The 12439-nt window shown below is 67.6% G+C and carries 13 protein-coding genes; 8 read left to right on the forward strand and 5 right to left on the reverse strand.

Annotation, left to right across the window (positions count from 1 at the left end; genetic code table 11):
• Window positions 1-134: 134 nt before the first annotated feature.
• Entirely contained in the window at window positions 135-578 is a 444-nt protein-coding gene (locus ACIQLD_RS00125; protein WP_402603651.1) for a DUF6389 family protein, read from the forward strand.
• Window positions 571-1074: a hypothetical protein gene (locus ACIQLD_RS00130; RefSeq protein ID WP_402603654.1), complete on the forward strand. Its 504-nt coding sequence runs from the start codon at window positions 571-573 to the stop codon at window positions 1072-1074. Before ACIQLD_RS00125 ends, ACIQLD_RS00130 begins: the two co-directional genes overlap by 8 nt.
• A gap of 33 nt (window positions 1075-1107) precedes the next feature.
• Here the strand turns inward: ACIQLD_RS00130 and ACIQLD_RS00135 are convergent, their stop codons facing one another.
• Window positions 1108-1494 (reverse strand): hypothetical protein, encoded by a 387-nt coding sequence (locus tag ACIQLD_RS00135; protein WP_402603657.1) that lies wholly within the window; start codon window positions 1492-1494, stop codon window positions 1108-1110.
• A 165-nt stretch (window positions 1495-1659) separates the two neighbouring features.
• A complete protein-coding gene (locus ACIQLD_RS00140; protein ID WP_402603659.1) occupies window positions 1660-2508 on the reverse strand; it encodes a hypothetical protein in 849 nt (282 codons plus the stop codon).
• A 151-nt stretch (window positions 2509-2659) separates the two neighbouring features.
• On the opposite strand from ACIQLD_RS00140, the gene ACIQLD_RS00145 reads away from it, so the two are divergent.
• From ACIQLD_RS00145 to ACIQLD_RS00165, 5 genes are all read left to right on the forward strand, one after another.
• Entirely contained in the window at window positions 2660-3343 is a 684-nt protein-coding gene (locus tag ACIQLD_RS00145; protein WP_402603661.1) for a hypothetical protein, read from the forward strand.
• Window positions 3340-3516 (forward strand): hypothetical protein, encoded by a 177-nt coding sequence (locus ACIQLD_RS00150; protein WP_402603663.1) that lies wholly within the window; start codon window positions 3340-3342, stop codon window positions 3514-3516. The genes ACIQLD_RS00145 and ACIQLD_RS00150 overlap by 4 nt, the downstream gene beginning before the upstream one ends.
• A gap of 141 nt (window positions 3517-3657) precedes the next feature.
• Window positions 3658-4749 carry an ATP-binding protein gene (locus tag ACIQLD_RS00155; RefSeq protein WP_402603666.1) on the forward strand — a complete coding sequence of 364 codons (1092 nt, stop codon included), beginning with the start codon at window positions 3658-3660 and terminating at the stop codon, window positions 4747-4749.
• Between the two features lie 92 nt (window positions 4750-4841).
• Window positions 4842-5342: a hypothetical protein gene (locus ACIQLD_RS00160; RefSeq protein WP_402603669.1), complete on the forward strand. Its 501-nt coding sequence runs from the start codon at window positions 4842-4844 to the stop codon at window positions 5340-5342.
• Window positions 5343-5433: 91 nt separating this feature from the next.
• A complete protein-coding gene (locus tag ACIQLD_RS00165; RefSeq protein ID WP_402603672.1) occupies window positions 5434-6018 on the forward strand; it encodes an NADPH-dependent FMN reductase in 585 nt (194 codons plus the stop codon).
• A 38-nt stretch (window positions 6019-6056) separates the two neighbouring features.
• Here the strand turns inward: ACIQLD_RS00165 and ACIQLD_RS00170 are convergent, their stop codons facing one another.
• Window positions 6057-7544, reverse strand: a complete 1488-nt coding sequence (locus ACIQLD_RS00170) for a VaFE repeat-containing surface-anchored protein (RefSeq protein ID WP_402603675.1) — start codon at window positions 7542-7544, stop codon at window positions 6057-6059.
• Between the two features lie 248 nt (window positions 7545-7792).
• On the reverse strand, window positions 7793-8473 hold the full coding sequence (locus ACIQLD_RS00175) for a hypothetical protein (protein ID WP_402603677.1): 681 nt from the start codon (window positions 8471-8473) through the stop codon (window positions 7793-7795).
• A 333-nt stretch (window positions 8474-8806) separates the two neighbouring features.
• Here ACIQLD_RS00175 and ACIQLD_RS00180 point away from each other — a divergent pair, with 333 nt between their 5' ends.
• Entirely contained in the window at window positions 8807-10621 is a 1815-nt protein-coding gene (locus ACIQLD_RS00180; protein ID WP_402603680.1) for a sigma-70 family RNA polymerase sigma factor, read from the forward strand.
• Window positions 10622-10644: 23 nt separating this feature from the next.
• Here ACIQLD_RS00180 and ACIQLD_RS00185 read toward each other — a convergent pair whose 3' ends face one another.
• A complete protein-coding gene (locus tag ACIQLD_RS00185) occupies window positions 10645-12372 on the reverse strand; it encodes a 2-isopropylmalate synthase (protein WP_402608464.1) in 1728 nt (575 codons plus the stop codon).
• Window positions 12373-12439 lie beyond the last annotated feature (67 nt).

Genomic DNA, 12439 nt, shown 5'->3' on the forward strand with positions numbered 1-12439 from the left:
GGCTCGGAATCACGCGGAAGCCGCGAGGTTCCGAGCCTCTGTCATTTCCGCCGCAGGATTCCTCGACTTCTCGCCGAACGTGACAGCCGAGCCTGCACACACAGCCATACGGGCGCTGTCGATAGGCTCATCCGGTGAACACCGTCGAGTACCGCGATGCGATGAGAGCCGTGCTCGATCTGGTGTCGCAGTCCGCGGCTGTGCGGCTCTCCGCTCTCCATCGTGCAGCGACTGCCGGTGCCGAAGGGGTGCTCATCGAGGTGTTCGTCGATCAGGATGCCGAGGGTCCGTTCGGAGTGTGGGCACGTTTCGAGGGCGCCGACTCGTTCGCCCTCGACCGGCAACTCGGCGATGAACGGGAGCTGTTCGGTGTGATCTGGGGCGAGGAAGGCTGGGAGCCCCCGGTTCCGGCGCGACCCGCGGATTGGTCTCGAGAACAGCTCGAAGATGTCATCGTCGAAGTCGTGGCCGAATGGATCGACCCGCTCATCCCGACGGGAACGCCTGATCTGCGGTGGGAAGTCGTGACGCCGGACGGCGCGATGGACCCGATACGTGTGGGGCGTCACGATGACTGATCCCTCCGGAGGCGAAGCCCCGCGAGAACAGGTCAGCGCGGCACGCGAGAGCATGCCGAAGGGGCGGCTCACGTTTCGTACGGTATGGGGTGGTCCATCGCCGCAGGCCGGCTTCATCGAGGAGCTCGGGCGAATCAAGCAGCACGTGCGTACGGTGGAATTCTCATATCACTTCGACCTCTTCCTGATGGTCGGTGGCGAGATCACTCCGGTGCCCGCGCCGTCGGGGTTGCGGACACCACGCGTGTTCCTGTCGCGACGCACTGTCACGGGAGAGATCCGCATCAGCAAAGACGACGTCAGCGCGGCCTCTGATCCGGTCGCCTTCTTTCGTCAGACGATCCACGTGTCGGTCGCAGATCTCATCGGTCGCATCGCCGCTCGGGACGCTGCCTTCGACGCGGACGCGGAGCGACGGAAGATCGCGTTCCTCATCGATGACGAGCCTGCGCCCGGCGCAGATGCAGGTCCTGCTGCGGATGGGATGAGCCGATGAAAGCGTATGGCGGGCTCGCGGCTGAGGGCCGGGTCAGGGGCGACCGGTGTCGTCGAACAGGAGTCTCTCGACGACGCCGTTCCGTGCTGTCGGACACGCGATGATGTACTTCAGCAGATCCTCCAACTGAGAGAACACGACAACCGCCTCTTCGAACTCCGGCTCCGCTCCGTGGACGACTGCTCCGTCGTCACGCACTGCCAGGTACTCGTAGCCGTCGCGAACGGACAGCAGGATGGGTACGTGACGCTCCCAGAAACGGGAGACCGCGACCACCTCGTCTTCCGTCGTCGCTGCCTGGATACTCAGCTGCTCACACTCGTTCCACGCGAACGCATCCTCCGCGACGTTCGAGTAGTCGTGGCGAGACAAGAACCACACCGTCTCGTCCGAGTTCGACAGCAACAAGAACGAGGACACCCAGCGGATCACCGGTTCCGGTGCCGTTCGCAGCGCGGAGGGAACACCATCATCTGTGGATAGAGGCGGCGCGGACGTCCACCCGGCTTCCTGCAAGGATCCGACCGCACGCCCGAAGAGTCCCGTCATCATGCCAACGTTACCGAGCACTCTCGCCGCAGGCCGTCACGTCGTCGCGCCGGTGTTGGCCCATTCCAGTGTCGACAGCTTCGACTCGATCGTCTCGAGGCCGATGTTCCCGCATCCGACCAGAGTGAGCCTGCGCAGTCGGGGGAGGTCGTTGATGGCGGCGATGCCCGTGATCTTCTTGCAGTACTGGATGTTCACGATCTCGAGGTGCTGGAGGGCAGCCAGCTCCGAGATGTCACCGAGAGCGGTGAGATTCTTCAGCCGCAACGACTCCAGCTGGGGGAGCGCGCTGATTCCGTTGAGGCTCGTCAGCGTGCGTCCACCGATCAGCCCGAGACGGCGAAGCCCGACCGGTTCGACGAGGCGGAAGATCTCCTCGTCCGTGGGGACATTGAGCAGATTCAACTCTTCCAGCGGCAGTTCGAGCGCCTGCCGCACATTGCTCAGAGATCTCTGCGGGTAGAGGGAGAGGACCCGGAGCCGGGGAAAGTGCTCGTTCTTGAAGCGGAAGGGTTCGCCGACGTAGAGGGTCTTCAGGTTCGGCACCACCACCTCCGGCCACACCAGGGCCCGATCGCCGATGTGCACGGAGAGCTCTTCCAGGCTCTCGGGGAGATCGCCCTGCCGCAGTTCGGTGACGACGGTGGGGAGGACACGCCCCGGTCCGATGCGGAGAGTCTTCATGCTCGTCATCGCAGTGATGATCTCCGGGAGACGGTCGATGGGCCCGTCCGGCGGAGACCACAGATGCACGTCGGTGATGTGTGACAGCTGCTCGGTGTCGTAGGACTGGTCGTAGAAGACGAGGTCTCTGTCCGGCTTGTCGAACTGCTCCTGATACGCGCTGTGCAGCACCATGGTCGGCTTACCCGTTGACGTCCTCATCCACTCACCCCTGAATCCGTCGGCTGTCGTCCGCGTCGCACGAATCACACTAGCTGTGCGTGCTGTCGTCGTTCCGGACGCGCCGCCGCCGTTCCCGCAGAGCCTGCGCACGCTACGTGCGCGTCCGGGCAGTCGCGATAATGGTGGGGTGATGGTGAATCCCGAGGTCGTGACCTACGACGGGTTGCCGGCCTCGGCGGGAGGCGCGCACTCGCTTCGCACCAAGAAGCCCCGCTCGGCCTACGAGGGCGTGCAGGCCTTCCTCGATGCCGCAGGCCGGACCATCGGTGCACCGGAGATGTCCTTCCAGGTCTGGGCCGGAGGCCCGCCCGACGTCGCAGGCCGCTTCGAGTCTTTCGCGGCAGCGCACCTCGGCGGACCGCAGAGCCGGCAGCGCACGCACACCCGGTGGCGGGTTCGCTCGGACGACGTCGATGCCACCCTCGACGCCCTGAGCGGTGCGGACTCCGAAGCGGTGACCGAGCACGGGCATCCGCTGGCCTCACTGGTCTGGAACGCGCAGGTCGCGCTGGTCGACCCCGCGACGCGCGCGCCCTACGAGGGGATCGACACCGATGCGTTCGGGCGGTTCGCGGTGGATGGCTACGGTCGCCTCCTCGGTGCGTCAGGGGTGCGTGCCACGTTCGGCACGACAGCTTCCTCTCTCTCGCTCTGGCTCGCGTTCCCCGCCGACGACCGGTTGCACGATGCGGCCGCTCACGTCCAGAAGCACCTGCCCGTCCGTCTGTCGGCGAAGCACTGGCGCCGCTGGCGTGCCACGAAGGACGGGAAGTCCTACCGGGCCACGAAGATCACGTCCCCGCTGGTGTCATGAACCCACCGTCGGAGCTCCATCGGCTCTGCGTCTTCATGACACCCGCGAGTGACACCGCGCGTCGCGCGGAGAGGAACTTCGTCGCGTGGCCGGACGCCGCCTGCCGCTTCGGCGGTAAGGAGACCGCGAAGCTCACCAACGGCCCGACGGCATGGTTCACCGTCGATCGCTGACGGCTTGCGGCCCCCTCGCATGTACCATCGTTGGCCTGCGCTCCCGAGCTGGCGGGAACCCGCCGGAACGAGGATGATGTCGATCACGGTATCGGTGAGCCGATCCGGTCTGACTCCCGAGGCGAAAGGCGCACGACAACGATGACGCACCTCACGATCGGCACAGCCCTCGACGACCCCGATTCCGCCGTCGATCTCGACGCCCGACGCTTCAACAGGCACACCTTCTGGGTCGGGCAGAGTGGCAGCGGGAAGACCTACGCGCTCGGTGTCGTGCTCGAACAGCTGCTCCTGCACACCGAACTTCCGATGCTCATCCTCGACCCGAACGGCGACTTCACCCGCGTGCGGGAGACTCGTGCCTCCGCAGGTGCGACGGAGGCGGACCGGATGGCCGAGCTCGACATCCGTGTCTTCCGCTCGGGTGCGGGGGAGGGGGACCGGCTGCACGTGCGCTTCGTCGACCTCGCTCCGTCGTCGAAGGCGGCCGTGCTGCAGATGGATCCCATCGCTGATGCGGAGGAGTACAACGCCCTGATCCACGTGGAGCAGGAGGCGGAGAGCTTCGATGCACGCGACATGCTCCCGGAGCTGCGGGCGTCGGCGGACCCCGCTCGGGTCAGCCTGGCGAACCGGATGGAGAACCTGCAGGTGCTGGAGTGGGAACTCTGGTCGCGCGGTGCGCTGTCGGTGACCGACGCTATCGACGAACGTCCACGAGCCACGGTCCTCGACCTGGGCGGCTTCGAGCATCGTGCCGAGCCGAAGGTCGCGGCCCTCGCCGTGCTCGAACACCTCTGGGCACACCGCGAGGAACGACGGCCCGTTCTGGTCGTCATCGACGAAGCGCACAACCTCTGCTCGCCGAACCCCGAGACCGCCGTCGAACGTGCCCTCACCGAGCATCTCGTGCAGATCGCGGCCGAAGGGCGCAAGTTCGGGCTCTGGTTGCTGCTCTCCACACAGCGTCCGACGAAGATCCATCCCAACGTGCTCTCGCAGTGCGACAACCTCGCGCTGATGCGGGTCAACGCGCCTCGGGATCTCGCCGAGCTCGCCGACGTCTTCGGTTTCGCCTCCGAGGACGCCATCCGCCGCTCCGCCGACTTCGTGCAGGGGCAAGCGCTGTTCGCCGGGGGGTTCATCTCGGCACCGACCTTCGTGCAGATGGGGGAGCGGATCACCGAGGAGGCCGGCGGCGACGTGAAGGTTCCGCTGCGCCCCGAGGCATGATGGAAGCGCGAATGTCGCGGTGGGACGACGGAACAGGAGCGGCACCGGGGATGGACAGGCGGAGAACGGCGGCGGATGACGGGATCCTCCGTATGCACAGAGCCCTGCGATCGGGATTCGGCACGGAGGCCGCGGTCTACGGCACGATTCTCGTCAGCGGCCTGGTCGCCGTGTCTTCGGCACACGGTGAGACGTCGCTGGTGGTGCTGGTCACCGTCGCCGTCACCGTGCTGGTGTTCTGGGGTGCGCATGTCTACGCCGGCACCGTGGCCAGGGTCAGCGACCGTGACGAACGGGAGCAGGGCGAAGTCGTCGGCGTCCGAGCGGCGTTCGCGGCATCGGTCAAGCACTCCCTCGGCATGCTCAGCTCCGCCACGGTGCCGGCGGTGTTCCTGCTGGCCGGAACGACCCGCGTGATCCCCGACGGGCTCGCGAACGACCTCGCGCTCTGGTCGGGCGTCATCATCCTCGCCTTCCTCGGCTATGTGGCCTTCCTCCGTCGGGGGAGCCCGCTGCTCACGCGCGTTCTCGGGGCCCTCGGAACCGCGTCGTTCGGTCTCGTCTTCGTGGTGCTCAAGGCTCTGGTGCACTGAGGCCCGTGGGCCGGGACGGGCTTGCGGATCCGGCGCACGGGGCTAGCCTGAACGCCAACGAACACGGCGGAACGAACAAGGGAGAACCCGCATGACTCACCGGATCGGCTACCTCATCGGAAGCCTCGCCCACGACTCGATCAACCGTGTCGTCGCGACCGCGCTCGTGAAGCTGGCGCCGCCCAGCCTCGAGATGGTCGAGATCCCCATCCGCGATCTGCCGCTGTACAACCGCGATGACGAGCTCGACCCGGTTGCCGCCGTCAGCGCGTTCAAGGCGGCGGTGGAGCACGCGGAGGGCCTGCTGATCATCTCGCCCGAGTACAACCGCTCGATCCCCGGGGCGCTGAAGAACGCGATCGACTGGGGGTCGCGCCCGTGGGGTCACAACTCGTTCGCGCGAAAGCCCACCGGCATCATCGGCGCCTCCACCGGGGCCATCGGCACCGCTGTCATGCAGTCGTCGATGCGCAGCGTGCTGAGCTTTCTCAACGCGCCGCAGCTCAACGCCCCCGAGGCGTACCTGACCTATCGCCCCGAGATGTTCGGCACGGACGGGGCGGTCGAAGACGAGAGCACGCGGAAGTTCCTGGAACACTACATGGAGGAATACGCGGCCTTCGTCGAGCGGGTTCTCTCCCTCACCGCGCCCGGGCACGTCGGGGACCCGGAGTAGCCTTTCGCCGACGTCGCCTGTTCAGTGAACCGGACGGCTCAGACGTGCACCCGTCGGCGAATCACCAACAGGGCAGCACCGGAGAGCACTGCGAGGAAAGCGACAGAGATGAGCCCGATCGGCGCGTCTCCACCTGTCGCCGCAAGCCTGGCCGCTCCCACCGAGGTGTCTGCCGGCGACGCTGACGCTCCGCTGGCCGGGGCGGCAGCGACCGCAACGGTCTGGGCCGCATCGTCGATGTCCGTATGCGTCGCGATCGGTGTGCCGGCGGCGGTCGCGCCGAGGAAGAGGTATTCGAATGCCACCAGAGTCTGGCCCGCGTACCCGGTCGGCACGATGAAGGTCACATCCACCGAACCGTCCGCAGCCGTGGGGGTGAAGGTCGTCGATCCGGTGATGCCGGTGGACGACGTGTCGGACTTCCGCATCAGCAGGCCTGAGACGGTGTACTCGGTGCCGGGCGTCAGGCCTGTGTACGCGATCCTGTCGACCAGCGAGCCCCCATTCCAGGGAAGCGCCTGATCGCCGTCGGCTGCATCGGTCAGGGTGGTGCCGATCGTCGGAGATGCGGTTGCGCGCCACGTGATGTCCGCGGCTGCCGAGGTGGCGGCGTTGGCCGCGCCGACGAGGACGATCGACTGTGCGTGAGATGCACTCGTCGGCGTGTCCCCGGGAACCACGGGGACCGAGACGACGAGGCCCGTTGCGCCGGTGCCGTCGACAGCAGCGGTGAGGCGCGCCGAACCAGCGGTGGTGACGCCGCGAAGATCGATGTACAGTTCCTGGCCGTCGACGACGGCGTCAGCGTCGACGGCTGAACCGGTCGCATCCGTGATCGCGTATGCGGGGGTGGTCGACACGCGTGCACTCGGCTGATCGGTGGTCACGACGAACGGTCCGGCGAGGCTGCCGGCGACGGGCGAGACCGCCGGTGCGGCGACGGAGACGGAGACGGCCTGCGGTGCGGGTGGTGTGGCGCCTGCTCCGGCGAGCGCACCGTCGACGAGGTAGTGGTACACGGCCTCTGAGTCCGGCGTCTCCCAGCTCCATGCCGTCGTGGGATCGGACCAGAGGTCGGTGAAGTTCCAGATCGCGTACTGTGTCGCCTCGATCGCATCGTTGCGCGTGAGCCCGGCGATGCCGGTGGCGGCTTCGAGGTCGGCGAGGCTCACTGCGGGGTAGGAGTGGGTGATCGTCCAATGGACCCGTGCCTGCACCGCCGGGTCGGTGAACTTGTTGCTGCCGAGGTAGCCGGAGTGGTCGCCGACGGTGCCTTCCCGGTTCGTGAGCGCGGAGACGTCGTGCTCGATGCAGTACGCCCACAGATCCGGCTCCCCGGGATCGGACGGGTCGGCCGGAGTCTGCGAGTAGATCGGGAAGATCGCCGTGCCCGGGTATCCATGTCCTGTCCGTGAACCGATCCAGACGGCGTCTCCCGATTCGACCGCCATGGCGGACGCGGATGCGAACGACGCCGGGGCGATCAAGGTGAGTGCGAGCAGCGCGACGGCGATTCTCCGTCGCATCCCGGCTGAGCGGACCGATTCTCTCATCTTCACGATCAGGGCAGCATCCTTCTGTCGGCTCCGCGGCGATGCCGGGTACGGCGGGGGGAGAGGTCTTCTTCGCGACCCCCGACTCATTATCGGCACGAGAGCGCGGACCGGTAGACGGTCCTGCCGGGTTTGACCCCCGGCGGGGGTCATCCCGCGGTCCGGTATCTCCCCGCCCACGGAAGGCGGCCGTCGATGCGGGACGAGTCGGGGGCGCCGACTCAGCCGAAGTCCGCTGCCACGAGGGGACCGATCTCGGCGAGGATCCCCTCTGCATCCGGGTCGGCGTAGCCTTCGGCCCAGGCGATCCGTGCGAGCTGGAGTTTGGAACGGGCCGGCCACCCGGCAGCCGTGAACTTGGTACGCACACGATTCAGGTACTTGCGTGCGGTGTCGTGTCGTACCCCGATACGATCGGCGACTTCGACGATCGTGAGCCCGGAGGCATAGAGGGCGAGCACCCGCTCCTCCTGGATGCTGAGTCGCGGCCCTCGAACCTGCCGTTGCAGATCCGTCCGAGCGCGGGATGTGGTGATCGCACGACCTGCCAACACGCTGCCTGCTGCCGACAGGAAGTCCTGTTCGCTGTCGGCTGTCGAGACGAACCCCTCGACGCCGTCTGCCAGCAGTCGACGGGCGATGCGTCGCGCGGGGAGTGACGTCACCGCGAGCACACGGACTCCTGCTCCGCGCAGGGCAGCCACCGCTTCGGAGTGCGGGCCCGCCTCGCCCGCGGAGGGGACGCCCAAGACCAAGAGGTGCGGCCACTGCGTCTGATCTGCCCGGCGCAACCACTCCAGGAGAGGGCGCATGCCGCCCCCCGTCTGCACCACGTCGAGGCGTAGCTCCTGAGTCAGCAGCTGGTGGATCCGATTGCGCTGGAGGACGGATTCGTCCGTCACCGCAGCTCGCCGTGCGCGCCTCGCATCTCCTCGCTTCTCGAACACGCGTCTCCTTCTTCCCGTTTCGCTCGGGCATACCCGGTCGAGCCGGTGTTCATGCGCCGTCATCGAGGAAGTGCAGGAAAGCCACGAAAAGTGTCGCGACGAGTTCTCCTGACTTTCGACGGAGTCTTGTGACGCCCGAAAGGAGGTCAACCGAGCGGGGGAGCGGGATCGCCACGACGACGCGGCGGCGCACCGCTACAGTGAGACCGTCCGCATTCCTCCGCTGAGATGTCGTGGTGCGCGGGCGCGATAGAACCATCGAGGCCGCCTCGGAAAGGCTCCACCGCTGTGACCATCCTCCGTGTGACGCCTCAGGGATCGCAGCCGGCTCGTGCCGAGAGCGTCATGTCGGCGTGGCCGGACGACGAACTCGTGAACGCTCTTCGCGCGGGTGATGATGCCGCCTACGAGCACCTCTGGTTGCGCCATGTCGGCGCAGCCGTTCGTGTCGCCCGTCGGTGGGCTCCGACCCAGGCCGATGACCTCGTCTCCGAAGCGTTCTTGACGGTCTACGAGCAGATCCGGCATCGGGGTGCAGGACCGACCGAAGCGTTCCGCGGCTATCTGTTCGCGGTGATCCGAAACATAGCCGCACGCTGGTATCGCGAGGGATCCCGTCTCATCCAGGACCCGGATGTCGACCTCATCGTCGAGGACGACGCGCTCCAGGAGCTCGAGCGTGCCGACGACCGTGCCATGCTGCTGCACGCGTTCCAGGAGTTGCCGTCTCGTTGGCAGCGGATCCTCTGGTTGACGGATGTCGAGAACGCGGCCCGGCCCATGATCGCCGGTGAGCTCGGCATTCCGCCGAATGCGGTGTCGTCGCTGCATCGGCGCGCGCGTCACGGGCTTCGACTGCGCTGGTTGGAGCAGCACATTCCAACGGACCTGCGGGGGGATCCCGCCCACATCGCCGACGACCTCCCGCGAGCGATCCTCCGAGGGTCGCTTCCGCTGAGCGCACGGTTGACACGCCACCTCGCCACGTGCTCTCGTTGTCACGCCGTCGAAAGGGACCTTCGGGCGTCGTATCGGGACGGCCGGAAGACGGCGGCTTCCATCGGCAGCCTCGCAGCTCTCGGCGTGGTCCTCCCCGCGGCGTCGTCCTGGTTGGTCGCACCGGTCACGATCACGATCGCAGCCGGGATCGGTCCACTGGGTGCGGCGGCCGTCGCGGCCGGTGTGCTCGCCCTCGGCCTCGGGGCCACCACGCTGTCGCTGTTCCCGCCACAGGGGGCTGACCCCGCAGCGGCGATCTCCGCGGACCTGGCCCCGCTCACGAGCAGTGCGGCGACGACCCCGCCCGCCGCGACCACGTCGACAGCCGTCCCGCTCGATGCGCTCCCCGCGACACAGGCCGTCGTCGGGCCGTCTTCACGGCCGACCCCCGCTGCGGAGATACCGATCCGCTTCTCTGCGGATGGGCCCTTCGGCTTCCCCGATCGCCCGGCTCCCGCGGCGCCGGCTGCCGCCGGCACGACCGTGCCACCGGGGTCGAGCCCGTCGAGTCCGGCTGCGCCAGCGGTCGGATCCACGGCCCCCTCCTCCGCGTTCCTCGCACCGGTCTTCACGGGCATCGTGCAACCGGGCACGACTGTCGCGGTGCAGGTGGCCGGCCTCGCGTACGAGGTGCTCCCGGATGCGAAAGGTGCGTGGACCTTCGACCTGCGCGCACTCCAGCTCCCGACGGGCACTCACCCCGGGGAAGTGTGGACGATCACGGAAGGCGTGGCGTCGCAAGCGACCACGGTGACCTTCACGATCGAGCAGATCACGCTCGACGGGTTTCCTGACAGCTATCCGTCGGTGACGCTTCGCGACGGGGTGGGTGGCGGCCTCCCGTTCACGATGCGCGGCGCGCCGAACGGATCGATCTGCATCGAGTCCGACACCGGCCAATCCGCTGTGGTCCCCCTCGACGCCGCCGGGTCGGCGACGCGGGTTCTGCGGTTCTACAACTACGGGATCTACGTCCTTCGGATCTCCGCGTGCGACGGCCCCCGCTTCGGCCCCGAAGTCGGACGCGTGGTGACGGTCACGGAGGGGCTCTTCGATCCCTACGTGCTCGATGACATCAGGTTCTGGGACGTCAGCGAGTTCTGAGGACGCTTCACCACGCGGCGCGACTATCGGCTAGGAGCCGGCCGCACGCGGTTCGCCGCGGCGATCACGGCGGACAGGCTCGCCGAGAGAACGGACCGACCCTGGCCGGCCGACCAGAAGCTCCCCCCTGAAGTGCGGTGTTCGAGAAGCGTGAGCGCGTCGCTGTCGGAGCCGGACCCGACGCTGGTCTGGTGCAGACCCACCATCTCCACGTGGATCCCCTGGGCGTCGAGAGCCGCAGCGAGGGACTCGACCGGACCGCCTCCGGCATGGGTGGTCGCGTGCTCGCGCCCGCCGATGCGCAGCGTGATCCGCGTGCGGGAATCGCCGTCGGACTCGGCGGTGTCGTACGAGACGAGCGCGATATCGGTGCGGGCATCGGAAGGGAGGTACACCTCCCCGAAGACCCTCCACAGCTCGGCTGCCGTGACCTCGGCGCCGGTGGTGTCCGTGTGCCGCTGCACGTGTCGAGCGAAGTCGATCTGCAGGCGACGAGGCAGCTCGATCCCGTACTCCGTCTCGAGCAGGTAGGCGATGCCGCCTTTCCCGGACTGCGAGTTCACACGGATCACCGCGTCGTAGTCACGGCCGATGTCGGCGGGATCGATCGGCAGGTAGGGGACCCGCCACTCGATCTCCCGTTCTGCGCGTCCCTCGGCTGAGGCGCGAGCGCGATGCTCGGCCAAGCCCTTCTTGATCGCGTCCTGGTGAGTCCCGCTGAAGGCGGTGTGCACCAGGTCGCCGACGTACGGGTGCCGGGCGTGAACCTCGATCCGGTTGCAGTACTCGACCGTGCGCCGGATCTCGTCGATATCGGAGAAGTCGATCATGGGGTCCACCCCCTGCGCATGCAGATTCAGGGCGAGCGTCGCGATGTCGACGTTGCCTGTGCGCTCACCGTTGCCGAAGATGCAGCCCTCCACCCGTTGCGCGCCGGCGAGCAGCGCGAGCTCGGCGCAGGCGATGCCGGTGCCGCGGTCGTTGTGGGGGTGCACCGACAGGATCACGGCATCGCGACGAGCGAGGTTCTTGTGCATGTACTCGATCTGGTCGGCGTACACGTTCGGGGTGGCGACCTCGACCGTGGCCGGGAGGTTGAGGATCACCGGGCGCTCGGGCGTCGCCTGCCACAGCTCGGTCATCGCATCGCAGATGTCGATCACATAGTCGGGTTCGGTCAGGTTGAACACCTCGGGGGAGAACTCGAACCGCACGTTTCGCAGCTCTCCGGCGAACTCCCACACGTCACGGCCACCGGAGAGGATGAGCTGCTTCAGCTCTTCGGGCTCCTGTCCGAGCACCAGGCTGCGCCAGGTGGGGGCGGTCGCGGTGTACATGTGGATAACGACCGGATTCGCGATGCCCCGGATGGATGCGACCGTGCGCTCGATGAGGTCGCGGCGCGCGGGCGTGAACACCACGATCGTCACGTCATCGGGGGCGATGTCGCTCTCGGCGATCAGCCGCACGAAGTCGTAGTCGGTCTGCGACGCTGAGGGGTATCCGACCTCGATCTCCTTGTAGCCCATCCTCACCATCAACTCGAAGAAGCGGCGCTTGCGCGCGGGGTCCATCGGCTCGGCGAGCGCCTGGTTGCCGTCACGCAGATCGACGGGCACCCAGAGCGGGGCCGCGGTGAGACGCTGTGTCGGCCAGTCGCGCTCGGTGAGGGGCACGTCGACGCGGGAGTACACGTCGCGGTAGCGGTGCGACGGCATCGGGGAACGTCGCTGACTGTTCCAGGTCGGCATCCGGTCGGGGCCGGCGTCGGTATCGAGGCCGGCGGCCGGGGAGGGGTGGGGGAACGCGGGAGCGGAG

It is taken from the genome of Microbacterium sp. NPDC091662, assembly GCF_044756705.1.
In the GTDB taxonomy this organism is placed as follows: domain Bacteria; phylum Actinomycetota; class Actinomycetes; order Actinomycetales; family Microbacteriaceae; genus Microbacterium.